The sequence below is a fragment of the Bradyrhizobium manausense genome (genome assembly GCF_001440035.1).
Lineage (GTDB): Bacteria > Pseudomonadota > Alphaproteobacteria > Rhizobiales > Xanthobacteraceae > Bradyrhizobium > Bradyrhizobium manausense.
In genome coordinates this window covers 42,363-65,447 of record NZ_LJYG01000094.1, presented here as the reverse complement: position 1 = coordinate 65,447, position 23,085 = coordinate 42,363, and the positions used below count along the sequence as shown (strand labels likewise).

General features: G+C 64.0%; 26 protein-coding genes. 10 read left to right on the top strand and 16 right to left on the bottom strand.

The window, feature by feature from the left end:
- Positions 1-60: 60 nt before the first annotated feature.
- Positions 61-390 carry a c-type cytochrome gene (locus AOQ71_RS21960; protein ID WP_245317065.1) on the bottom strand — a complete coding sequence of 110 codons (330 nt, stop codon included), beginning with the start codon at positions 388-390 and terminating at the stop codon, positions 61-63.
- 36 nt (positions 391-426) lie between these two features.
- Positions 427-2,091, bottom strand: coding sequence for a methanol/ethanol family PQQ-dependent dehydrogenase (locus AOQ71_RS21955; protein ID WP_057750872.1), 1,665 nt, complete (start codon positions 2,089-2,091; stop codon positions 427-429).
- A gap of 334 nt (positions 2,092-2,425) precedes the next feature.
- Here AOQ71_RS21955 and lanM point away from each other — a divergent pair, with 334 nt between their 5' ends.
- The 4 genes from lanM (at position 2,426) to AOQ71_RS21935 (ending at position 4,327) form a co-directional block, all read left to right on the top strand.
- The gene (gene lanM / locus AOQ71_RS21950; RefSeq protein ID WP_057751392.1) at positions 2,426-2,818 is read left to right on the top strand and encodes a lanmodulin LanM; all 393 of its coding nucleotides are present in this window, start codon (positions 2,426-2,428) and stop codon (positions 2,816-2,818) included.
- Between the two features lie 183 nt (positions 2,819-3,001).
- Positions 3,002-3,082 carry a pyrroloquinoline quinone precursor peptide PqqA gene (pqqA, locus tag AOQ71_RS21945; RefSeq protein WP_057750869.1) on the top strand — a complete coding sequence of 27 codons (81 nt, stop codon included), beginning with the start codon at positions 3,002-3,004 and terminating at the stop codon, positions 3,080-3,082.
- 25 nt (positions 3,083-3,107) lie between these two features.
- The gene (locus tag AOQ71_RS21940) at positions 3,108-4,013 is read left to right on the top strand and encodes a DUF6662 family protein (RefSeq protein WP_057750865.1); all 906 of its coding nucleotides are present in this window, start codon (positions 3,108-3,110) and stop codon (positions 4,011-4,013) included.
- A 104-nt stretch (positions 4,014-4,117) separates the two neighbouring features.
- Positions 4,118-4,327, top strand: a complete 210-nt coding sequence (locus AOQ71_RS21935) for a hypothetical protein (protein ID WP_057750862.1) — start codon at positions 4,118-4,120, stop codon at positions 4,325-4,327.
- Positions 4,328-4,337: 10 nt separating this feature from the next.
- On the opposite strand, the gene AOQ71_RS21930 is transcribed toward AOQ71_RS21935, so the two are convergent.
- From AOQ71_RS21930 to AOQ71_RS21915, 4 genes are read right to left on the bottom strand one after another with little or no spacing between them, the layout of a single operon-like run.
- A complete protein-coding gene (locus AOQ71_RS21930) occupies positions 4,338-4,691 on the bottom strand; it encodes a hypothetical protein (RefSeq protein WP_057750859.1) in 354 nt (117 codons plus the stop codon).
- Between the two features lie 47 nt (positions 4,692-4,738).
- On the bottom strand, positions 4,739-5,461 hold the full coding sequence (locus AOQ71_RS21925) for an ABC transporter ATP-binding protein (RefSeq protein WP_057750856.1): 723 nt from the start codon (positions 5,459-5,461) through the stop codon (positions 4,739-4,741).
- The gene (locus AOQ71_RS21920; protein ID WP_057750853.1) at positions 5,451-6,188 is read right to left on the bottom strand and encodes an ABC transporter permease; all 738 of its coding nucleotides are present in this window, start codon (positions 6,186-6,188) and stop codon (positions 5,451-5,453) included. The genes AOQ71_RS21925 and AOQ71_RS21920 overlap by 11 nt, the downstream gene beginning before the upstream one ends.
- Before the next feature lies 1 nt (position 6,189).
- Entirely contained in the window at positions 6,190-7,131 is a 942-nt protein-coding gene (locus AOQ71_RS21915) for an ABC transporter substrate-binding protein (RefSeq protein ID WP_205668256.1), read from the bottom strand.
- A gap of 121 nt (positions 7,132-7,252) precedes the next feature.
- On the opposite strand from AOQ71_RS21915, the gene AOQ71_RS21910 reads away from it, so the two are divergent.
- Positions 7,253-7,612, top strand: a complete 360-nt coding sequence (locus tag AOQ71_RS21910) for a hypothetical protein (RefSeq protein WP_057751388.1) — start codon at positions 7,253-7,255, stop codon at positions 7,610-7,612.
- Positions 7,613-7,733: 121 nt separating this feature from the next.
- Here AOQ71_RS21910 and AOQ71_RS21905 read toward each other — a convergent pair whose 3' ends face one another.
- Both AOQ71_RS21905 and AOQ71_RS21900 read right to left on the bottom strand, forming a co-directional pair.
- Positions 7,734-8,552, bottom strand: a complete 819-nt coding sequence (locus tag AOQ71_RS21905) for a quinoprotein dehydrogenase-associated SoxYZ-like carrier (RefSeq protein ID WP_057751385.1) — start codon at positions 8,550-8,552, stop codon at positions 7,734-7,736.
- Positions 8,553-8,605: 53 nt separating this feature from the next.
- On the bottom strand, positions 8,606-9,532 hold the full coding sequence (locus tag AOQ71_RS21900; RefSeq protein WP_057750851.1) for a quinoprotein relay system zinc metallohydrolase 2: 927 nt from the start codon (positions 9,530-9,532) through the stop codon (positions 8,606-8,608).
- A gap of 129 nt (positions 9,533-9,661) precedes the next feature.
- Between AOQ71_RS21900 and AOQ71_RS21895 the strand changes: the two genes are divergently transcribed.
- Positions 9,662-10,540 carry a substrate-binding domain-containing protein gene (locus AOQ71_RS21895; RefSeq protein WP_057750848.1) on the top strand — a complete coding sequence of 293 codons (879 nt, stop codon included), beginning with the start codon at positions 9,662-9,664 and terminating at the stop codon, positions 10,538-10,540.
- Positions 10,537-11,139, top strand: a complete 603-nt coding sequence (locus AOQ71_RS21890; protein WP_083514397.1) for a PQQ-dependent catabolism-associated CXXCW motif protein — start codon at positions 10,537-10,539, stop codon at positions 11,137-11,139. Before AOQ71_RS21895 ends, AOQ71_RS21890 begins: the two co-directional genes overlap by 4 nt.
- Positions 11,140-11,253: 114 nt before the next feature.
- Here the strand turns inward: AOQ71_RS21890 and AOQ71_RS21885 are convergent, their stop codons facing one another.
- The 6 genes from AOQ71_RS21885 to AOQ71_RS21860 all read right to left on the bottom strand — a co-directional run bounded on the left by AOQ71_RS21885 (position 11,254) and on the right by AOQ71_RS21860 (position 16,111).
- Positions 11,254-11,553, bottom strand: a complete 300-nt coding sequence (locus AOQ71_RS21885) for a copper-binding protein (protein ID WP_057750845.1) — start codon at positions 11,551-11,553, stop codon at positions 11,254-11,256.
- Between the two features lie 143 nt (positions 11,554-11,696).
- Positions 11,697-12,305: a BAR domain-containing protein gene (locus tag AOQ71_RS21880; protein WP_057750842.1), complete on the bottom strand. Its 609-nt coding sequence runs from the start codon at positions 12,303-12,305 to the stop codon at positions 11,697-11,699.
- Positions 12,302-13,150: an ABC transporter permease gene (locus AOQ71_RS21875; RefSeq protein ID WP_057750839.1), complete on the bottom strand. Its 849-nt coding sequence runs from the start codon at positions 13,148-13,150 to the stop codon at positions 12,302-12,304. Before AOQ71_RS21875 ends, AOQ71_RS21880 begins: the two co-directional genes overlap by 4 nt.
- Positions 13,147-13,953 (bottom strand): ABC transporter ATP-binding protein, encoded by an 807-nt coding sequence (locus AOQ71_RS21870; protein ID WP_057750834.1) that lies wholly within the window; start codon positions 13,951-13,953, stop codon positions 13,147-13,149. Before AOQ71_RS21870 ends, AOQ71_RS21875 begins: the two co-directional genes overlap by 4 nt.
- On the bottom strand, positions 13,950-14,945 hold the full coding sequence (locus AOQ71_RS21865; protein ID WP_057750831.1) for a YVTN family beta-propeller repeat protein: 996 nt from the start codon (positions 14,943-14,945) through the stop codon (positions 13,950-13,952). The genes AOQ71_RS21870 and AOQ71_RS21865 overlap by 4 nt, the downstream gene beginning before the upstream one ends.
- Entirely contained in the window at positions 14,930-16,111 is a 1,182-nt protein-coding gene (locus AOQ71_RS21860; protein ID WP_057750828.1) for an ABC transporter substrate-binding protein, read from the bottom strand. The genes AOQ71_RS21865 and AOQ71_RS21860 overlap by 16 nt, the downstream gene beginning before the upstream one ends.
- Before the next feature lie 128 nt (positions 16,112-16,239).
- Between AOQ71_RS21860 and AOQ71_RS21855 the strand changes: the two genes are divergently transcribed.
- Positions 16,240-16,740 carry a DUF3280 domain-containing protein gene (locus AOQ71_RS21855; RefSeq protein ID WP_057750825.1) on the top strand — a complete coding sequence of 167 codons (501 nt, stop codon included), beginning with the start codon at positions 16,240-16,242 and terminating at the stop codon, positions 16,738-16,740.
- 207 nt (positions 16,741-16,947) lie between these two features.
- Here AOQ71_RS21855 and fghA read toward each other — a convergent pair whose 3' ends face one another.
- Complete coding sequence (gene fghA / locus AOQ71_RS21850) at positions 16,948-17,793, bottom strand: S-formylglutathione hydrolase (RefSeq protein WP_057750822.1); 846 nt, start codon at positions 17,791-17,793, stop codon at positions 16,948-16,950.
- A gap of 70 nt (positions 17,794-17,863) precedes the next feature.
- Positions 17,864-18,484 (bottom strand): response regulator, encoded by a 621-nt coding sequence (locus AOQ71_RS21845; RefSeq protein WP_057750818.1) that lies wholly within the window; start codon positions 18,482-18,484, stop codon positions 17,864-17,866.
- A gap of 203 nt (positions 18,485-18,687) precedes the next feature.
- Between AOQ71_RS21845 and AOQ71_RS21840 the strand changes: the two genes are divergently transcribed.
- Together AOQ71_RS21840 and AOQ71_RS21835 are read left to right on the top strand one after the other, a co-directional pair.
- On the top strand, positions 18,688-20,046 hold the full coding sequence (locus AOQ71_RS21840) for a histidine kinase (protein ID WP_057750815.1): 1,359 nt from the start codon (positions 18,688-18,690) through the stop codon (positions 20,044-20,046).
- Between the two features lie 179 nt (positions 20,047-20,225).
- Positions 20,226-22,694, top strand: a complete 2,469-nt coding sequence (locus tag AOQ71_RS21835; RefSeq protein ID WP_430648641.1) for a TonB-dependent receptor — start codon at positions 20,226-20,228, stop codon at positions 22,692-22,694.
- Positions 22,695-23,085: the final 391 nt, after the last annotated feature.

Here is a 23,085-nt window from a genome sequence, read left to right as displayed (position 1 = left end):
AGGCTGCCGTCGCCGCAGCCGCGAGGATCGTCAGGAGCGCGAGCGCCGCTAGCCGGTGTCTCATGGCTTCCTCCGGCTCGAAATGAAGGCCCAGAGATTGCCGATGTCATCGTCGCTCAAGATATCGCCCCAGGGCGGCATCTTGTTGTTCTTGCCGTTCTTCACGGTGGTGACGAAGCGCGTCCTGTCGTCAGGGAAGGCGCGCAGGTCCGGCGTGATGGTGCCGGAGTTCATCAGGTTGGGGCCGTGGCAGTGCGAGCATTTTTCGGCATAGGTCGACTTGCCGTGGTCGATCTGCGCCTGCAGCGGATTGCCGTTCGAATCATCCGCGGCACGGACGGTCGCCGCAAGCGCGACCGTCAGCACCGCGACGGTGGCGATCCTCGCCACCGTCCTGTGAGCTGTGTCCTTCAACGGGGCTTGCCGTTACTGCTTCACCGCAAAGACCCAGAGCGAACCGCCGGGCGGCACCTTGGCCAGCCGCTCGTCGCCGGAGAACAGCGAGTAGACGCCGCCATAGCCGCTCGTGACGGCGACGTATTGTACGCCGTCCTGCTGCCAGGTCACCGGCTGTCCCTCGATGCCGGAGCCGGTCTGGAACTGCCAGAGTTTCTTGCCGCTGTCGGCGTCGAAGGCCTCGAACTCGCCGGTCAGCGCGCCGGTGAAGACGACGCCCCCCGCGGTCGACAGCACGCCGGAGAAGCGCGGGATGTCGCTGGCCGCCTCCCACTTCGCCTTGCCGGTCATCGGATCGATCGCCTTCAGATGGCCGCGCGCGCCGTCACCCCATTCCCAGGGATCGGTCAGGTCCATGCCGAGATACCATTCACCCTGTTTGAAGGTGACCGGCTCCGATTTGTACCTGCCGCCGAAGGCGAGCGTGTTGGCGTAGGCAAGGCCCGTCTGCGGGTTGAACGACATCGGTTCCCAGTTCTTGCCGCCGAGGATCGACGGATAGACCGTGACCTTCTTGCCGTCACGGGCATCCTTGACGACGTCGGTCTCGATCGGGCGGCCTGTCTTCATGTCGACGCCGGTCGCCCAATTCACCTTCACATATGGATTGGCGGCCAGCAGCTTTCCGTTGGTGCGATCGAGCACGTAGAAGAAGCCGTTGCGGTTGGCATCCATCAGCACCTTGGTCGGCTTGCCCTCGACATTCATGTCGGCGAGGACCATCTCGGCCACCGAGTCATAGTCGAACGGATTGTTCGGCGAGAACTGGTAGTGCCACTTGATCTTGCCGGTCTTGGGATCCATCGCCAGCACGGAGCAGGTGTAGAGATTGTCGCCGGGGCGCACGGCCGCATTGAACGGGCCGGGGTTGCCGATGCCCCAATAGACCGTGTTCAGCTCGGGATCATAGGACCCCGTGATCCAGGTCGAGCCGCCGCCGAGCTTCCAGGTGTCGCCCTTCCAGGTGTCGCCGCCGGGCTCGTCCGGCGAGGGGATCGAGTGGGTGCGCCAGAGGTGCTTGCCCGTCGCCGGATCCCAGCCGTCGATGAAGCCGCGGGTGCCGAATTCGGCGCCGGAGATGCCGGTGATGACGACACCGTCCGCAACCAGCGGAGCCACCGTCATCGAGTAGCCTTCCTTGATGTCGGCGGCTTTCTGCCGCCACAGCTCCTTGCCGTCCTTGATGTCGAGCGCGATGACGTTGGCATCGAGCGTGGTGCGGAACAGCTTGCCGTCGAACAGCGCCGCGCCGCGATTGATGATGCCGCAGCAGACGATGCGCGGTGTCTCGGCCGGATATTCGATCTTGGATTTCCAGATCTGCTTGCCGGTCTTGGCCTCGACAGCCATGGTCGCGTTGTGCGAGGTGACGTAGATCACGCCCTGGTAGACCAGCGGCTGCGATTCCTCGCTGCGATCGTCGTTGAGGGAGTAATTCCAGACCGGGACGAGATTCTTGACGGTGTCCTTGTTGATCTGGTTCAGCGTCGAGAAGCGCTGAAGATTGTAGCCCATCCCGTAATTGAGAACGTTCGACGTATCGGTTGCACCCTTGACCAGTTGATCGGTCGTCTGTGCGCTCGCAACCGAGCATGCGGATATGACGAGGCTCGCGGCCATCGCAAGGCGTTTCATCCGTTCCTCCCAATATGCGCGTCTTTTGACGCTGCGATTGCAACACTCCGCCCGAAAGCAAAACACGTCAATACGAAAGTCGAAACTGCGCTGCCGATATGTTGGACTCAGGAGATCGGTCACCTGACGGAAACCTGACTGATGACTCCGACTTGCGCGTAGACGCTGAAAAAATTCCGCGGCATGATGCAAGGGCCTGCAATGAGCGGGCGCCCGGACCGGTCCACCGGTTGTGCAGTGTACGGGTTGCAATTCCCGACTTGAACCGGGGCCGGCTTGCGGACTTATGCTGTCGCGATCCCCGGCGAGTCGGGGCATGGCGAGGGAGGTCAAAATGATATCGCGTCGCTCAGTTGCGCTTGCGTTCACGTTTGCCGTGGTGTCGGGTCCGGCCTGGTCGGCATCCGCTAGCGCTGTCAAGATGTTCGACACCGACAATGACGGCACGCTCGATCTAGCCGAGGTGAAGAAAGCTGCAACCGCGCTGTTTGCCAAGCTTGATCCGGACCATGACGGGACGCTCGATGCGCGCGAACTGCGCGGACGGCTAACGGCGAAAGAACTCGCCGCTGCCGACCCCGATCACGACGGCACGCTGACGCTCGATGAATATCTCGCCGTCGTGGAGCAGCGCTTCAACGCAGCAAATCCCGACAAGGACGGCACGCTCGACGCCAAGGAGCTGAATTCGCCGGCGGGTCGCGCCTTGCTGCGATTGCTGCGCTGAGGTCGTCAGCGCTTGACTGGGAGCGAAGGCGGTTTGTCCGAGAGCGAAATTTACGCGTGTTATTCGATACTTCGCCGTGTTCGCGGTCCGATTCCAGACTTGCGCTGTGCCTGAGGCAGCCCTAGGTTTTGCCCGGCGCGATGTCGCGCTCAATACTTGGCTCAATACCTGGGGAGACCTCGAATGGCCTGGAAAGCTCCGAAGATCGTGGAAGTGCCGATCGGCATGGAAATCAACATGTACGCCTGCGCAGCGCGCAAGTAAGACCGACAAACCTGCCGCGGCTTCGATGGCAGATGCCCTCGAAGCCGTGGTAGTGTTCTGCATGCGCTTGGGGGCTTCCACATTCCGGACTGCAGTTGCGTGCATCGTCGCGTTTGCGCCAGCAGCTGTGAGCGCCGAAGAGGGCTTTGATACCGAGCACATCTTCGGCTTCATGATCGGCAGCGATGTCGGCAATCAGGGCGAGCGCGAATTCCAGACCCAGACGACGGGACGCTTCGGCAAGGGCGCTGGCACCTATCGCGCCCTCGAGCACGAGGTCGAGCTCGAGATCGTGCCGCTGCCGAATTTTCGCGTCGAGGTCGGCGGCACCGTGGCGCTGCATGACATCACCGGCGTCCCTGACATCGATGACCGCCGCCAGTTCAATTTCCAGGGCCTCTCGCTCGATTTGCGTTATCGCCTGCTCGGCCGTGAGCACGCCCCCTTCGGGATGACCATCGCCGCCGAGACCCATGGCGATCGCATCGACGAGTTCAGCGGCGCGAAGGGGCGGATGTACGGCACCAATTTCACGCTCGCCTTCGATCGCGAGCTGATTCCGAACTTCGTGATCGGCGCGCTCAATCTGATCTACCAACCGGAATGGGCGCGCTTCGAGGTGTCAGGCCTGTCGGAGAGGAGCTCGACCATCGGCGCCGCATTCGCCGGCATGGTGCGTGTGCGGCCGGATGTCCTGCTCGGAGGAGAGCTGCGCTACTTCCGCCAATACGAAGGCATTGGCCTTGGCGAGTTCGCAGGCCAGGCCCTGTTCGTCGGACCGACGGCCTATGTCCAGCTCTCCGAGCAATCGCGGCTGACCCTGAGCTGGAGCACGCAGGCCTGGGGCCGTCCGGCGGGATCCGGGGCCAATCTCGATCTCGTCAATTTCGAGCGCCACCAGGCGCGGATCGTGTTCGGGATCAACTTCTAGCAGGAGAGGTTCCCCGCTTGTCCTCACGCCGGATTGAAACTTCCAGCTGCGGGAAACGTAGCCCTTTGTGCTAGTCTCAATCGCACCCGCGCGAGGATCCCGGCATGAATCCGATCGACCTGGTGGTGACTGTGTGTGTGGTGCTCTCGCCTGCGACCTGCGAGGAGCAGCATCTGGTGTTCAATTTTGGCGGCTCGCCGGCGCAATGCTCCATGGCCGCGCCGCCCTATATCGCGCAATGGATCGGTGATCACCCGAAATGGCAGGCGGTGCGCTGGCGCTGCGAATTTCCGCATACGCATTACAAGGCGTGACGCGCGAACGTTACTTGGTGCAATCCTTCAAATCCTTGTCGGAGATCGAGAACACTGCGTCGGCTTTGATCTCGATGTCGCGCACGATGCATTGCCGCGAATTGGCATAGCTCACCTTGGCGTCGTAGCGGCCGGGCTCGATGCCGGTGATGCGCAGCCGTTCGTCGTGGTCGACCTCCTTGTCCTTGTCGTTCAGGCACTGGTTGGGGCCCCAGTCGGTCTTGCCTGATGGCGAAAGCTGGAAGCCGGAGATCGTCTCGCTGGTGAGATTCCAGAGCCGCATGCCCTTGCCCTTGGTCTGCGCGAGCGTGGCGCCCGTCATCGCAATCAACAGCATGCCTGTCGCAATCAGCTGGCGGCGCACGGTGACCTCCCACGACAATCTCGTTGAACGTAGTTGATCACGAGTTCTCATTTCGTTTCAAGCTCCAACGCCGCAAGCTCCGCCCTGATCTCCGTCCTGATCCTGGCGAGCTCAACTTCGTTACGTTTCGCGCGCGGAATCGCGATCGGCATCTCCTGCACGATGCGTGCGGGGCGGGGCGAGAGGAAGAACAGGCGGTCGCCGAGACGGATGGCATCTTCGAGGCTGTGGGTGACGAGCAGCGTCATCACGGGACGGCTCGCCACCAGCGTCGCGATCTCGTCGCGCAGGCGTCCGGCGAGGGCGTCGTCGAGCGAGGCGAGCGGTTCGTCGAGCACCAGCAGATCGGGCTCGACCGCGAAGGCACGGGCGAGCGCGACGCGGCGGGCAAGGCCCAGCGACAATTCGCCTGGAAAGTGACTGCGATGCGCTTCCAGCTCGAGGATCCTGAACAGCTCCGACAGCTTGCCATCGGTGACGTCGGGCGCTGCCAGCCGCACATTCTGCTCGACCGAGCGCCACGGCAATAGCCGCGGCTCCTGGAACACCATGCCGATCCGCGCCTCCGGCGGGCGCGCGACATGGCCGTCGAAGTCGCGGTCGAGCCCGAGGATGATGCGCAGCATCGTGCTCTTGCCGCAGCCTGAGGGGCCGACGAGCACGCCGACCTCGCCGGACTGAATCGCGAACTTAATCGGCGCCAACACCTGGTGCGGTCCACCCGCAGCGCTCCGATAGGTCTTGCCTGTGATGTCGACCTCAAGCCGCACGGGGCCGCCACCGCGTTGCGCGGGCCTCGAACGGCTGCACCAGCGCCGTCTCGATCACGAGCACGACCGCGGCGAAGGTCAGGGAATAGGCGAGCAGGCGCGGCGTGTCGAACAGCTGGAAGGCGACTCCGATCTCGAAGCCGACGCCGTTCGGCCGTCCCAACAGCTCGGCGACCAGCACGATCTTCCAGACCAGCGACAGGCCGGAGCGGGCGGAGGCCGCGATATAGGGGGCAAGCTGCGGCAGTACGACATGGCGGAAGGCGCGCCAGCGCGGCATCGCAAAGACGCTCGCCATCTCGTCGAGCGAACGGTCGAGTGCGCGCGTGCCTTCGCGCAAGGTGACCACCGCGGTCGGCAGCTTGTTGATGGCAATCGCTGCGATGGCCGCGGCCTCTGTGAGCCCCGCCCAGATATAGGCCAGCACGATCACCACCAGCGCCGGCAGGTTGAGCAGCAGGATCAGCCAGGGATCGCCGAGGCGGTCCGCGAGCGTCACCCGTCCCATCAGATAGCCGATGGCACTGCCGGCCGACATCGCGAGCGCGAAGGCGAGCGCAACGCGCGCAAGCGTGGCACCGAGATGCAGGAACAGCGCGCCGGACGCCGCTTCCGCGATGATGACGTGGAGCACGACGGGCGGGGAGGGCAGTTTTGCACCGCCGACGAACAGCGCGGCTGTCCACCAGATCGCAAGCAGCAGGGCAATCGACAGAATGCGCAGCACCTCAGTCTCCGGGGACGGCGTGGTAGAACGTGCCGGGATCGAGCTCGGCCGCCGGCCCGACCAGGTCACGGCCGCCGATCTCGGCCAGCACGCGATAAAGCACGCGCGCATCCGCCTCCTCGTCACTGATGCTCCGGCGCGGAATGCCGTCGCGATAGCGGTCGCGATAGGTTTTCAGCATGGCCGGATCGCTCGCGCCGGTGAGCGGGGCGATCTTGTCCCAGGCCGCATCGGAGGTGACCAGAAGCTGCTTGGCCTTGCGGGTCATGGCGAGGAAGCGCGCCACGGCGTCGCGATGGCTGGCGGCCCAGCCCTCATCGAACACATAGCCGACCGCAGAGACCGCGCCCTTGGCGCCGAGGTTCGGCAGGATGTCCTCGATGCCGGCGAGGCGGCGGAAACCTTTTGCCTCGAGCTGGGCGCAGAAATTCCAGAAATTCACGCTCGCATCCATCTCGCCGTCGAGCGCCTTGGCGGCGACCAGGGGCGGCGCGCCATAGACGATGGCCGCATCCGACTTGAGGTCGATGCCGTCCTGCTTCATCCGCGCCTGCAGCAGCAGCCAGCTCTTGTCGATCGGGCCGCCGCCGACGCCGAGTTTGCGTCCCCTCAGATCGGCCAGCGTCTTGATCGGCGAGGATGCGGGCACCATCACGGCGCCGAGCGCACTGGAATAGGGATAGAAGGTCAGCTTGGCGCCGAGCGCGCGCTCGCGCGACACCCAGAGCCAATCCGACAGCATGATGTCGGCATTGCCGGCACGCATCGCAATCTTGCCGGCCTCGGGGCTCGCAAGCTCGGTGACCTCAAGCGACAGGTCGGCCTCCTTGTCGAGCCCGGCCGCGCGGATCGTCGCCAGTTCCCAGGAGAACGTTCCGGTCTTCTGCACCGCAAGGCGGATGATATCAGCGGCGTGGGCCGCCGTGCCCAGCGCCAGCATCATCGCCAGCACTATTGTTCGTGCCAGAACTCTCATCACCTTGTGAGCCATTTCCTCGGATAGAGTGCTTCTCAGGACAATAGGCATAGCATAGCTTCCATCGCAACCAGCCGGGAGGATGCTCATGAACTTTGCGGGACAGTTACGACCTGTTGTCGCCGCTATAGCTATGCTCGCGGCGACCGGTTATGCGGTGCGAGCCGAGGAGGCCAATGATTATCCCACCTCGGCGCGCGCGGAATATGTCTATGGCTGCATGAAAGCCAATGGCGAGACGCGGCAGGCGATCGAGCAATGCTCCTGCTCGATCGACGTGGTCGCCTCGATCGTCCCCTATGAACGCTATGTCACTGCAGAGACCGCGCTCAGCATGTCCCAGGTTCGCGGCAATCTCGGTACCCAGTTCCGGACCTCCGAGCAGGCGAATGCGGCCGTGAATGATTTGCGCAGGGCGCAGGCCGAGGCCGAGGTGAGGTGCTTCTGATTTAGCCCTGTCATTCCGGGGCGGTCCGAAGGACCGAACCCGGAATCTCGAGATTCTCAGGTGCGCAATTGCGCACCATAGTTCGATGCTTCGCATCGCCCCGGAATGACGGCTTGACGACTTACGTCCCGGACTTCTCCACGTCCCACTCATTCCGGAACACGTGTCCGTCCGTGTCCCTGGCCTCCGCGCGGAATCGCTTGGCGCCGTTGGAGACATAGGTGAAGCGCAGATTGGGATCTTCCGAGATCGAGATGCCGCCTTCCATCGACAGCACCGGGCTGCCATCCTGCGTCAGCTTCAGCTGGTTGATGAAGAAAGCGGGGATATAGAGCTGGGTGACCTGATCCATCTGCAGGCCGGAATTGTTGGGATGGCCGATCATGATCTGGGCCTCACGGATGCGGCTCGCAGGCAGGTCCTCGCGCGCGAATTGCCGGTAGCGCATCTGGCCGAGGTGGTTCTGGGCTTCCTCCGCGTTTTTCCCCGCCGGCGCCGAGCAGCCGCCTGAGGCCTTCACATAGGTCTTGGAGACGTAGAGCTGGCCGTCGCTGAGTTCGGCGACCGCATGCACATCGGTGTAGTTGTTGACGCGCACGCGCGTGGAGATTTCGCTGACATTGGCATCTGCGCCAAGCTCAAACTTCGCGGCCATCGGCGCCGGGTTGCGGTCGATCACCAGCGTGATCGAGCGGATGCGGCGGCTGTCAGCGGGCGACAGCTTGCTGCGCAAAGTCACCGGCACGATCGCCGCATCCTCGGCGCGATAGGGCATCTCGATGGCGATGACCTCGGCGCCGTCGTTGATCGGACGGTTGTTGAAGATATCCTGCACCAGGCCGGGCCAGGGATCGTAAGCCTCGTCGGCGCTTGCAGGCAGCGCAAAGGCGATGCCGAGCAGCGCGGCGATCAGCGGCAGGCGGCGTATGCATCCCATCATGATCAAGGTCCTATGCGGACGGCGCGAATATCAGGGCGAAGGTAGCGCGCCCACTACTCCCATTCAATTTCAGAAAATGCTGCGGTTGCGTTGCGGGCGTTGTAATCGTCGAACAGTTCCCAATGCGACCGCTCCGTCGCGGCGGCCTTCTCGGCCGCGGTCCGGATCGGCTCGCCCTTCTTGTTCGAGGTACGGACGTCCGACAGCAGCGTCGTGAGATAACGCCGCTCGTCTGACAGGGCGGCAGGCCAATCGCTCACAGGGCCGTGACCGGGAATGACGCGCACCGCCGAAATGGCCTCCAACTGCTTCAGCAAGGCAAGCCAGCCACGAAGGCTGCCGTCCATCACCGGGATGTGGCGGAGAAAGACGAGGTCGCCGGCGAACAACGTCTTCGTGGTTTCGTCGAACACGGTCAGATCGTTGTCGCTGTGCGCGGCTGGCCACGCCCGCAAGGTTATCAGGCGCGATCCGAGATCGAGCGTCATCGTGTCCTTCACCAGCACGGTCGGCGGCACGATCTTCACGGGATCGATCAGCTCCCCGCCCATGATGCGCCTGAAATTGTCGAGATAATAGGGGCCGCGCCTCGCCAGCGCCTGCGGCAGCTTGCTGTGGCCGACGAAGCTGGTTCCCTCAGTGAGAAAGGCGGCGTTGCCGAACACATGGTCGGGATGGCCGTGGGTATTGATGACATAGCGGATCGGCTTCCTGGTGTGGGCCCGTACCGCCGCGAGCAGCGCCTCGCCTTCGCGCAGGCTGCCGCCGGTGTCGATCACGGCCACCGCGTCCTCGCCGACAATGAAGCCGACATTGGCGATATCGCCTTCGTTCTCACGGGTCATCAGGGCGATGGTCCCGGAGTGCACGAAGATTCCGGTCGCGACTTCGCTTACAGGCAATTCGGCTGCCCCAGTGCGTGCTAGCGTCGCGAGTCCAAGCAGAGACAGGGCTGCGATCTTTGAAACGAGCTGCGACACTTTTCCGCCTCAGTTCAGGATTGGCCTCATTGCACTGCAACACAACAAGCCAGCACCAAGTTGGCAAACAAAAGAGGGTGCGTCCTGCCTTGCATGGATAGCATTCGAGGGAAATGAGGAGGAAGCGCGATGGAGGCCGGACGACATCGTCGCTGGTTGGTTTCACTGTGCGTGATGGCGGCATCTTGTGCGATCGGCGGCGTTGCCCGCGCGCAGACGAGCGATGGTGGCGATCTCTCGTTCGAGCTGGTCGATCCCAAGGTGCTGCGGGTTTGTGCCGATCCGCGCAACATGCCGTTCTCCAACGAGAAGGGCGAGGGCATCGAGAACAAGCTCGCCGAGCTGTTCGCCGACAAGCTCGGCAAGAAGCTCGACTACGTCTTCTTCCCGCAAGCCACAGGCTTCGTGCGCATGACGCTGGGTGCGCATCGTTGCGACGTCATCATGGGCTTCCCGCAGGGCGACGACATCGTGCAGGGCACCAATCCCTATTACCGCACCACCTATGCGCTGGTTGCGAAAGAGGGCAGCGGGCTCGAGGATGTCGACACGCTCGAAGATCCCAGGCTGAAGGGCAAGCATGTCGGTATCATCGCCGGGACGCCGCCGGCGACCAACATGGCGATTGCCGGGCTGATGAGCGACGCCAAGCCCTATCCGTTGATGATCGACACACGCTACGACAATTCGGCGCAGGCCATGGTCGACGATCTCACCTCGGGGAAGATCGATGCCGGCGTGCTGTGGGGGCCGATGGCGGGGTACTACGCCAAGAAGGCCGGCTCGCTGCACGTGACGCCGCTGGTGAAGGAAAGCTCAGGGCCAAAACTGGTCTATCGCATCGGCATGGGCGTGCGCGCCGCGGATCAGAACTGGAAGCGGCAGCTCAACAAGCTGATCCAGGAGAACCAGGGCGAGATCAACAAGATCCTGCTCGACTTCGGAGTGCCTCTGCTCGACGAGAATGACAGGCCGCTCGGCGTGGAGGCGGCCAAGAAGACGCCATGAGATGGCCCCTTGCCGCTGCGCTCGTCGCCGCCGCGCTGGTGGCGCAAGTGTTGGTGCAGCAAGTGTCGGCGCAGCAGGTGTCGGCGCAGCAAGGTCAGGCCCGGCAGCAGGAGCCGTTCGAGCCGGAGGGCTATCGCACCGACAATTACCGCGCGCCGGTGCCGGCGACGCTGGAAGGCGCGCGCGTGCTGACGACGGCGGATGCCGAGACGATCTGGCGGGCGAAGAGCGGTGCTTTCGTCGATGTGCTGCCGCGTGCACCGAAGCCGAAGAGCCTTCCCGCGGGCACGGTGTGGCGCGATACGCCGCGGAAAAATATCCCGGGCAGCATCTGGCTGCCCGACACCGGCTACGGCGCGCTGCCGCCTGCGATGGATGATTATTTCCAGCGTGGCCTTGCGCAGGCCTCGCACGGCGACAAGGCCGCGTTGCTGGTGATCTATTGCCTCGCCGATTGCTGGATGTCCTGGAACGCCGCCAAGCGCGCGCTGGCCTACGGCTATGCCAACGTTGCCTGGTATCCTGACGGCACCGACGGCTGGGAGCACGCCAAGCTACCGACGGAGGAGGCGCAGCCGGAGCCGCGGCCGGAGCAATAGGGCCCGGCTCTCCGCCGTCATTGCGAGCGCAGCGAAGCAATCCAGAATCTTTCCGCGGAGGGACTCTGGATTGCTTCGCTGCGCTCGCAATGACGATGTGGGTAGAGCGTCGCCCTACTGCTTCTGCAACTTCGTCAGCGTGCCCGCCCCGTCGGCGTCGGTCGCGGTGAATGTCACCCTGTCGCCGGCATGGACGGCATCCAGCATGGCGGCATCCTTGGCCTTGTACTGTTGAAGCGCGCCCGCGCCGCCGGCACTGCCGCCGACCGTGCCCTTCTGCATCTCCTGGATCGAGATCGTATTGTTGAGCCTGTTGATGCTGGTGACCATTCCGGTCTTGTCGTCAGCAAAGGCACTTGATGCGAGCACGGTGATGGCCGCAGCGCCTGCGAAAATGAATTTTGCTGTTCCCATCGAGGCCTCCCGGCGTTTGATTCACGGGACAAGCCATCCTAGATCGATTTGGTTCCGGCAGATAGCGCGGCGAACATTAAGGATCGCACTGATATCGCGGGAACTTTATGAAAGCCAGCAGGATTGACGTTATAAGGCTCGCGCTATTCCATTTCCTGCTGGATCACCCGGCCGAGCGCGAACAGACGCTGATCGATCGCGGTCGGAACCTCGCAGACGAAGCGCACCACCTTGCGGCGGTCCTCGAAAATGCGGGTCTCCCAGATCAGCTGGTTGCTCATGGCGTCGACCTTGGCGTCGTCGCGGGGCGTTGCGTCCTGGAGTGCCTGGAGCTGGATGGTCTCCGCGCGGATCTTGTCGGCGGCCTCGCGCTGTTTGCGGCTGACGCGTTCAAGCCCGCTCATGACCTGGGATCGCTGGGCGTTGAGCGTGTCGAACAGGCCGGCGAACAGCAGCTTTGCGTTCGCGGTCTTGTCGGCGGAGCCGGCCAGGAACTCCTTCACCGACTTCTCGGCCTCGTCCAGCGGCGTCTTGCGCGCCGCAAGCCTGGCGACCAGCGCGCTGATCTTGCTGTCGTCCTTCCACTTGCTCTCGGCGTCACCCAGCTCCGGACCGGCCCAGACCGCGGCCAGCGAAATCTCCGGAACCTTGGCTTGCGCACATGGCCAGTTGGGATAGCGCGGATCGGCAGCGCGCGCCGCTGTGGAGACCGTGAACGCAAGGGCCGCCAAGGCAAGGGCTCGAACCATCATCCTTCGCCTCCCGCAGGCCCGCGCCGCGCCAGCCCGCGCGAGGGATCATAGGCGAAAATCGCTGCCGTCATGAAGACGATTGTGCAAGCTCCGACCACGGCGAGCGAGATCCAGTTGATCTGCCCATACAGCGCAAAACGTATCAGCTCCACCGCATGGGTGAACGGGTTGGCCTGGCAGATATAGTAAAGATAGGGGCTGCCCTCCCGCACCCGCCAGAGCGGGTAGAGCGCGGATGAAGCAAAGAACATCGGGAAGATGACGAAGTTCATCACGCCGGCAAAGTTCTCGAGCTGCTTGATGCCGGAGGAGATCAGCATACCCAGCGAGCCCAGCATCAGCCCTGACAGGATCAGCGCCGGCAGCACGGTGAGGTAACCGATCGGAGGCGGGGTGATATCCCAGAACCAGGCGATGATCAGGAACGCATAGACCTGGAGCAGCGACACCGCCGTGCCCGCGAGCAGCTTGCAGAACAACAGGAAGCCGCGCGGCAACGGGCTCACCAGCAGCGTGCGCATATTTCCCATCTCGCGGTCATAGACCATCGAGAGCGAGGACTGCATGCCGTTGAACAGCTGGATCATCGCCATCAGCCCGGGCGCGATGAAGACCTCGTAGAGGATGTAGGTCTCGTAGGGCGGGATGATGGAGATGCCGAGCACCTGGCGGAAGCCGGCCGCAAAGATGAACAGCCATACCAGCGGCCGCACCAAGGCCGAGACGAAACGCTCGCGCTGATGCAGGAAGCGCAGGCCCTCGCGCCAGACAATGCCGGTGAGGCAGGTCATGTACTCCTGTAACGAGAAGCCGCGCGGCGCCTCGCGCGTGGTGATGCTGCTCATGCGCCGCCTCCCGGCATCACTTGCGCGCCGGTCAGGCGCATGAAGGCGGTGTTGACGTCCTGCGCGCCGGCCTCGGTGACGACGCGGTTCATCGGCCCCTGCGCCAGCACCTTGCCCTGGTGCAGCACGACGAGATCGTCACCGGGCATGATCTCGTCGAACAGATGCGTGGCCCAGAGCACGCCGATGCCTTGCTCGGTCACGAGCTGACGAACATGGCTGATGATGTCGGCCCGCGCCTTGACATCCAATCCGACGGTCGGCTCGTCCAGCAGCAGCAGGCGCGGCCGGTGCAGCAGCGCGCGGGCGATCTCCAGCCGCCGCATCTGGCCGCCCGAGAGATCGCGCACCTTGCTGCCGGCACGCTCGCTGAGGCCAATGCGCGCGAGCAGCTCGGCGCTGCGCGCCGCCGCCTCGCGCCTGATGATGCCGTGAAGCGCCGCGTGATAGAGCAGGTTCTGCGTCAGCGACAGGTCGAGATCGAGCGTGCGCGGCTGGAACACGACGCCGAGCAGGCGCAGCGCCTCGCCGGGGCTTTTGCTGATGTCATGGCCGAAGATGCCGATGCGGCCGGTCTGAATGCCGAACAGCCGCGTGATCAGCGAGAACAGCGTACTCTTGCCGGCGCCGTTGAGCCCGAGCAGGGCGGTGAAGCTCGCCGGCTGTACGTTGAAGGAGACGTCCGTCAGCGCCCGGCGCTGGCCGTAGGCATGACTGACACCGTCGATCGACAGCGCCGGCACCGCGGCGGGATCTGGCCGTGGCGTCTGGCGCGGTTCGGGAACAGGAGCGGGGCTGGTCATGGCGCGATCCCTGGCGCCATCGTGATGCCCCAGGGCAGTTCGCCCACCTGAATGGTCTTGATCACCTTTTGCGCGGCGACGTCGATGACGGAGACGTCGTTCGAGACGCCGTTGGTGGTGAGCAAATATTTTTCGTCCGGCGTGAAGGCCATGTGCCAGACGCGCTGGCCGACCAGGAGATATTTTGTAACTTTGTGCGTGGCGGTGTCGACCACGGCGACGCGGTTGGCGGGCCCGAGCGCGACGAACGCTGTTTTATCATCCTTGGTCATGCCGATGCCAACGGGCTGGATTGCCTCCTTCCGCAGGCCGGGAATTTCGAAGGTCACCTTGCCGATCACCTCGTGCTTCCCGGGATCGACGATCGAGACGGTACCACCGATCTCGGAGGACACCCATAATTCGGACGCGTCGTGCTTGTAACAGGCAAAGCGCGGCCGCGCATCCACCAGCACGTTGGCGACGATCTGGCGCGAGGCCGTGTCGATGAAATGCGCCATGTTGGTCGTCTCGGATGTGTTGATCAGGGTCTTGCCATCAGGGCTGACGGTCATGCCCTCGGGCTCGACGCCGACCTGGATATCGCCGAGGCGGGCGCGCTTCTCGAGGTCGATCACGGTCACCGTGTTGTCGTTCTCGTTGGCGACATAGAGCGTCTTGCCGGCGGCATCCTGGGTGAACAATTCAGGGTCGGGGCCGGAGGGCAGGGTGTCCACCACGGCTTGCGTCCTGGCGTCGATCAGCTGGATACTGTCGTCGTCGCCGACCGCGACCATCACGAACTTGCCGTCGCGCGTGAACTCGATGCCGCGCGGCCGCTGGCCGACCTTGATGGTTTTTGTGACGGTCCAGCCGTCGGTGTCGATGACGGAGACCGTGTTGCTTTTCTCGTTCGAGACATAGGCGATGAAGCCATGCGCGGGCGCTGCCGCCAGCACCAGTCCGGACAGCAATCCCGCACGCAACATCCGCATCCTCATTTCAGCTTGCATTTGCTCTCCGGGCGATCGTAGCCGAGCGTGTCGAGCTCGGAGACCTGGTGCAGAAACCCTTCCTGCGGCGACACCGACACCACCATGCGGCCGTCGACCAGCAGGATCGGCTGCCGCAGCTGCAGATTCCAGTCGCGCAGCGTCAGCCTTGTGCCCTTGAACGCGGCGACCTCGAAATTCGGTCCCTTGATGAAGTCGGTGACCTTCTTGACCTCGCCGGAATTGGTCCGCGAGGTCGCTTCGCCAATCATGCGCACCGCCGTCCAGGCCTGCATGTCGAGCGCGGTCATGCGGCGCGCGTTCAGCTTGATGAAGCGGTTCTGCATCTGCGTCGCGCCCCATTGGTCCTGCGCCGCATCCCAGCTGCGCGGCACGAGGCCGGCCGAGCCGGCGACGGGACGGGGATCCCAGGTACGGTAGGGCAGATAGGCGGCGAACACCTCGCTTTCGTCAGCGGCGACAAGCACGTCATAGGCAGGTGCCTGTTGCGTGAACACCGGCATCTGCCGCTGGATCAGCGTGACGCCGGAATCCGTGCGCCGTGCGCCGCCGGTGTCTTCAAAAGTGCGCTCCTGCACGATCTTGGCGCCGAAGCGTGCGGCTGCGCGCCGCAGCGCATCGGCGTAGAGCTTGTCCTCGTCATGCGAGCCGACCACGAGCAGCCAGCGCGACCATTTCTTCCACACCAGATATTGGCCGAGCGCATCCGCCAGCATCGACCGTGTCGGCGCGGTGTGGATCACATTGGCGCGGCAATCGGCCTCGCGCAGCCGCTCGTCGATGGCGCCGGCGTTGAACAGCAGCGTGCCGCGATCGCGCAAGGCGTCGGCCACTTTCAGAAGCGCATCGGCCGGCAGGGCGGCGACAATGAAACCGTTGTGCTCGGCCAGCGCGGTCGCAGCCTGGACCGGATCTTCGCCCTCCCTGATGCGGTGCTCCTCCAGCGCGAAGCGCTGGCCGAGGAATTTTCCGGTCGTGTTGTTGTCCTCGATCGCGAGCTTGGCGCCGGCGACGCCGTCATTCTCGGCCGGCTGCTCGACCAGCGACAGCGTCGATCTGGTGCCCGCTAAACCGAGATAACCGACGCCGATAGTCACGGGGTCGGCCGCCAGCGCTTGCGCCGCTGCCAGACACAGGCCGATCGGGCCGAGCAACCATCGGATCATGCTTCCTCCGCAACCTCCTCCCCGGCTTGACCGCCGGTGGAGAATTGTTTCTGTTCGAGCATGACCGATTTGGCCGGGCTTGCAACCCCGCATTTGGTCGTCGCGACACGAGGGTCGGAATCACGATCATGCGAGCGCTGATATGTTTTGCAGCTTTGCTGCTGATGGTTTCGCAGGCAGAAGCCGATCCGCCAAAACTTGCCGTGTTCGATTTCGAGCTGATCGACACCAGCCTGCCCGGCGAGTTCTACGGCTCCAAGCCGGAAGAGGCGCGGCTCGATCGCATCAGCGAGCAGCTTCGCAAGGCGCTGGCAGAGTCAGGCAAGTTCCAGGTGCTCGATATCGCGCCGGTCAGGGATGCGGCCCGTCACAGCAATCTGCAGGCCTGCGGCGGCTGCGACCTCAAGCTTGCCGGACAGCTGGGCGCGGACCTCGAGATCACAGGCATGGTGCAGAAGGTCTCGAACCTGATCATCAATCTCAACGTTTACCTGCGTGACGTGAAGACCGGCAACATGATCACGGCCGCCAGCGCCGACATGCGCGGCAACACCGATGAATCCTGGACGCGCACGATGAGCTATCTGATCCGCAACCGCCTGCTCGCGCCGAATTACGGAAGGCCCTAGTGGGATATTCTCTCAGCAAGCAGGGGATCGTAGGGTGGGCAAAGGCGCACCTGCGCCGTGCCCACGATCGCTCAGTGATTCGAGACAAATCGTGGGCAGGCTTCCGCCTTCGCTCTTCGAGCTACGGCGGACAAGTCGCTTTGCCCATCCTACGAGACTGCGGTTGCGGAGATATATCCCTCATCACAAGGGGGAGAAGAAAAGACCTCACCCCTTCAGCCGCTCCGCATGCCAATGCAGATGGTCGCTCATGAAGGTCGAGATGAAATAATAGCTGTGGTCGTAGCCCGGCTGCCGCCGCAGCGTCAGCGGGATGTTGGCCTTGGTGCAGGCGGCCTGCAGCAGCTCGGGCTTGAGCTGCTCCTTCAGGAAATTGTCGGCCTCGCCGACATCGACCAGGAAGCCGGAAAACTTTGCGCCGTCCTCGATCAGCGCCACGGTGTCATGGCTGCGCCATGCCTCCTTGTTCGGACCGAGATAGAAGCTCAGCGCCTTGATACCCCACGGCACCTGTGATGGCGCCACGATCGGGGCGAAGGCGCTGGCGGCGCGGTAGCGGTGCGGATTGCGCAGCGCTACCGTCAGCGCGCCGTGGCCGCCCATGGAATGGCCCATGATCGATTGCCGCTTGGCATCGACGGGAAAATGTCCCGCCACGAGCTTCGGCAATTCGTCGGTGACATAGCTCCACATCCGATAATTGCGCGTGAACGGTGCCTCCGTCGCATCGACATAGAAGCCGGCGCCCAGGCCGAAATCATAGGCACTGTTCGGATCGCCTGGCACGTCGGGGCCGCGCGGCGAGGTATCAGGAGCGACGAAGATCAGGCCGAGCTCGGCGCAGGCTTTGCGGAATTCGCCCTTCTCGGTGACGTTGGCATGGGTGCAGGTGAGGCCGGAGAGATACCAGACCACGGGCAGCTTGGCGCCTTCGGCATGCGGGGGAACATAGACCGAGAACACCATATCGGTTCCGGTCGCCATACTTGCATGGCGATACACGCCCTGCACGCCGCCATGGGACTTGTTGGTCGAGACAGTCTGGATCGTCATGCCTGATAGCTCCGTGGCATCTCGCCACATCGAGAATGCAATGCGTGTGTGACCAAAGTTTGTGGCGCGTTCAGGCGACGCCGCTGTCGATCGCCAGCCGTACCAGCTCGACCGAGGTCTTCACCCCCAGCTTCTGGCGCATGATCGAGGAGGTGTTGGCGACCGTCTTGTAGGACGATTGCACCAGCCAGGCGATTTCCGACAGGCTTTTTCCGGCGCTGAGCAGCCGCAAGATCTCCATCTCGCGCGCGTTCAGCTTCGACAGTGGGCTCTGCGCCAGTGCGGGCCCCGCGAAGGCGATGCTGCGCGCGATCGCACTCGGCAAGTAAGTTCCGCCAGCGCCGACGGCGCGGATCGCCTCGACAAGATCATCGGGATCGCCGGTCTTGGAGACGTAGCCCCTGGCGCCGCATTCGATCGCGCGCGCGGCGAAGGCGGGGTCGTCGTTCATGCTGAACATGATGATGCGGGCATCCGGCGCGTGGGCGAGGATGCGGCGCGCCAGCTCGAAGCCGGAGACGGTCGGCAAATTGATGTCGATGATGCAGAGGTCGGGGCGCTCGACGATGAAGACGCTCTCGCCATCCTCGGCGTCGGCGGCCTCCAGGATCTCGATCTCGCCTTCGTCGGCCAGCACGGCGCGGCAGCCGGAGGCGACAATGGGATGATCGTCGACGATCAGAATGCGCATAGGCGTTCCCCGCGACAGCACCGGACTCGTCGGTTTCGCGTGAGTTTCGCGATTTCGCGCCGCATGATGCCGAACGAGAAGCTTGTCGGCCCATGCAACCCGGCCGGGATTGCTGTACGCTTCCGATTAGATATCGGGCGCTTCGCCCCTGTCAACGCTATTGGGCAGACGCGAGCGATCCGCAGCGGGTACGGGCGAAAGCAATGTGGCAAAATCTTTCCTTGCGCGGGCGCATCAACCTTCTGCTGGCGCTGCTGCTTGCCCTCGGGCTCGCGGTCAACATCGCCCGCCAGGTCGCGGAAGCGGGGCCGCGCGTGCAGGCCGAGGACCAGAGCGTGATCCGGCTGGCGCGCGAATTCATCGAGATGATCGTTGCCGATCTCGACGAGGCGCCGGATCCCGATGCGAGGCTGAACCGGATCGCGCACGATCTGAACCGTCTGCGTCATGTCAGCATCGCGCTTCGCGATGCCGGCGGTAACCCGCTGACACCACCGCGGACCGATGCGGATGACGATTCGTCGGGGCCGCCGGCCTGGTTCGTCAGCCTGGTTCATCCCGAGCAAACCGCCGTCAGCGTGCCTGTTACGGTTCATGGCAAGCCCGGCTCGCTGGTGATCACCTCGCATCCCAATGACGAGATCGCCGAGATCTGGGACGCCATCGTCACCCAGCTCGAGGTCGGCTCAGTGATCGCGCTGGTGCTGTTCCTGGTGATGATGACAGTTGTCGGCCGGGCGCTTGCGCCGCTCCAGTCCCTGGCGCAGACCATGGGCGAGCTCGAGGGCGGCGACTACGGTGCACGCGTTGAGCCCGGTGGCGCGCCTGAGTTGGCTGCGATCTGCACCAGGCTCAATCATCTGGCGGCGACACTCGGCGAGGCGGTCGAGGACAAGCGGCGCCTTGCCGAGCGCGCGGTGTCGCTCCAGGACGTCGAGCGCAAGGAGATCGCGCGGGAGCTGCATGACGAGTTCGGGCCGTATCTGTTCTCGCTGCGCGCCCATGCCAGTGCGCTGGCGAAGCTGGCCGACGGACGCGCGCCCAGCGCGGATGCCGTGCGAAAGCACGGCGGCGCACTGCTGGAGCAGATCAACGCGCTGCAGCAGTTCACGCGCCGCGTTCTGGAGCGGTTGCGGCCGGTCGGTCTTGCCGAGCTGGGCCTCGGCAAGGCGCTGGAATCGCTGTCGCGGCTGTTGCGGGAATCGCATCCCGACGTCACCATCGAAACCACGATCTCACCCGCGCTCGGCGCCACCGGCGAGACGGCCGACCTCACCATCTATCGCGTCGTGCAGGAGGCGCTCACAAACGCGTTCCGCCACGCCGGCGCGACTGCGATCGTCGTGGTGATCGAGCCCGCGGAGCAGCCGGGCCGCGATGGTCGCTGCTGCGCGCGTGTGCGGGTCAGCGACAACGGCCGCGGCATGGAGCCTGGCCAGAAGCTCGGCTTCGGCCTTGTCGGCATGCGCGAGCGCATTCTGGCGCTCGGCGGCACGCTCAACGTGGCCTCAGGCGAGGGTGGCGTCACTGTGGAAGCATTGGTTCCAACCGCGGCGGCCTGATCGCGCCCGGTTCAAGCGGGAAAATTCCCGATCGGGAATAATTCCCGATTCCATCGGGAAAGCGGGTGCGGATAGCCTACGACCTTTTGTGGCTAGTGCATCAGGTGCCGCCGATTACACTCGTCTCAAACCATCAGGCGAAATGAAAACAGCCGGTGGTTACGGGTGGAACGATGGGAATGCGCTGGGCTGGACACACGCGAGGTCTCTTGGTGGCCTCGGTCTCATCAGGTCTGATGTCGGGATTCGTTCTCGCGACGGACGCGCGCGCCGCGCAGGACGAGGAGACCAACGTCCAGAATCTGCCGGCGGTCGAGGTGGTGGCGCCGCAGCCGGTCGCGCGTCGCGCGCCGCCGCGCCGCGTCTCGCGGACAGCTGCGAACGCAGGCAAGCCAAGGAGTAGTGGCAGGATCTACGTCTATCCGACAGCGCCCGGCACCGGCAGGGGTCTCGAGGTCGACAAGGTTCCGTCGGCGATCAACGCGGTTGACGCGGGCCAGATCAAGCGCACCGGCTCGCTCAACGTCACGGATGCGCTGCGCGACAACATCGCGGGCGTCAGCATCAGCGAGGTCACGGGCAACCCGTTCCAGCCCAATGTCGAGTTTCGCGGCTTTATCGCCTCGCCCGTGACGGGCACGCCGCAAGGCCTCGCCGTGTACCAGAACGGCGTGCGCATCAATGAAGCGTTCTCGGACGCCGTCAACTGGGACCTGATCCCGACCGCAGCGATCAGGTCGGCGACGCTGGTGACCAACAATCCCGCCTTCGGCCTCAACGCGCTCGGGGGCGCGATCAATCTGCAAATGAAGGACGGCTTCACCTATCAAGGCGCAGAGCTCGATGTGATGGGCGGCTCGTTCGGCCGCATCCAGGGCTCGGCACAATGGGGCAAGCAGGTCGACCAGGTCTACGGCGTCTACGCCGCGCTTGAAGGCCTGCACGACAACGGCTTCCGCAACTTCTCCCAATCGGACGTGCGGCGCTTCTATGGCGATGTCGGCTACATCAAGGGCGACAGCGAATTCCACGTCAATATCGGAGCCGCCAAGAACGATTTCGGCGCCAATGCCACCGTTCCAGCCGAGCTGCTCAACAATTACTGGGGCGCGACCTACACCACACCGCAGACCACTTCCAACCGCGTCGGCTATCTCAACCTGACGGCCAAGGCCGACGCGACGCCGACTTGGACGCTGGAAGGCACCGCGCACGTACGCCGGTACGAGCAGAAGATCGTCGACGGCAATCCCACCAATGTCGGCGAGTGCACGGCGGACGCGACGCTGCTGTGTTTCGGCGACGGTGCGACGCCCGCCAACGGCACCAGCGGCATGCAGCTTGGCAATCCCTTCGCGCCGGGCACGATCCTCGGCGAGATCGACCGCAGCTCGATCCGCTCGACCAGCTTCGGCGTCTCGGGGCAGGCCACCAACACCGATCAATTGTTCGGGCACGAGAACCGCTTCGTGATCGGCACCAGCTACGATGCCAGCACCACGCGCTACGATGCCATGGCGGAGATCGGCTCGATCGGAGAGAACTATGTCGTGACTGGCAGCGGCGTCTTCCTCGGGCCATCAGGCACGATCGCGACCGGGCTTGCCGGTCCCGTCTCGCTGCGGACGGTCAATCAATATAACGGCCTCTATGCGACCGATACGTTCAACGTCACGGATGCCTTCGCGATCACAGGGGGCGCCCGCTTCAACGTGGCGCGCATCTCGCTGGAGGACCAGCTCGGCACAGCGCTCAACGGCGACACCACCTACACGAGATTCAATCCGGTGATCGGCGGCACCTACAAGATCACGTCGGAGCTGACCGCCTATGCCGGCTATTCCGAGGCCAACCGCGTGCCGACGCCGCTCGAGCTCGGCTGCGCCGATCCGCACAATCCCTGTCTGATCGCAGCGTTTCTGGTCTCCGACCCGCCGTTGAAGCAGGTCGTGTCCAAGACGGTCGAAGCGGGCTTGCGCGGCACCAGGGAGCTGAACATCGGCACGCTCGGCTGGAAGATCGGCGGCTTCCGCGCCACCAACTATGACGACATCCTGGCCGTCCCCGTCCCTGATCGAACCGGCTTCGGCTATTTCAGCAATGTCGGCCGGACACGGCGGCAGGGGCTGGAGGCCGAGGTCGACATCAAGTCGCAGGCGCTTCAGTTCCAGGCGAGCTACACCTTCATCGATGCCCGCTTCCTCGACCCATTGACGCTCGGCTCCAACAGCCCGTTCGCCGATGCGGAGGGCCATATCCAGGTCTTGCCAGGCAACCAGATCCCCGCGATCCCGCGCCACCGCGTCAAGCTCGGCGTCGATTACGCCATCACCGACGAGTGGAAAGTCGGCAGCAACGCACTGTTTGTCTCCAGCCAATACCTCGTCGGCGACGAATCCAACCAATATGCGAAGCTGCCGTCCTACAGGGTGTTCAACCTGCACACCTCCTACCAGGCCACCAAGAACGTCCAGCTCTACGGCAAGGTCGACAATGTCTTCGACGTCAGATACGCGACCTACGGCCAGTTCTTCGACACCGGCGCGCTCCCGAACTTCACGAACGGCGGCAACCCCTTCACCGACCCGCGCTCGCTGAGCCCGGCAAGGCCGCGCGCGTTCTATGCGGGGATGCGGGTGACGTTCTAGGGCGTTTACTCATACATCCGCCCGTCCTCATCATCCTGTCTGGCATCCTTTTGTTCGTTGCCGAGCTTGCCGGTGCGCGCGCTCACAAATCGCTGGACAGGGGGATGGCCCGGGCTCGTGACCGGCCTATGCCGTCATCAGCGGCGACCGCCGCCGCAGTAGCATCCGAAGCGCATGACCAAACCATCGTTTATCTTGAACAGGGGCCCCGGTTCCTGTGACGCTTTCACCGGGGCGGACCTTGTGGATACCGGGACTTCGGCATGAAACTGGCATGACGGCGCACTGTGAGACCCATATTCTATCGCTTTGAGCGTGCACAAGGGGACAGTGTACAAGGGGGACAACGGTGATTAACGCTGGCGTAAGCCCGATAGCGTTGCGTGGTGAT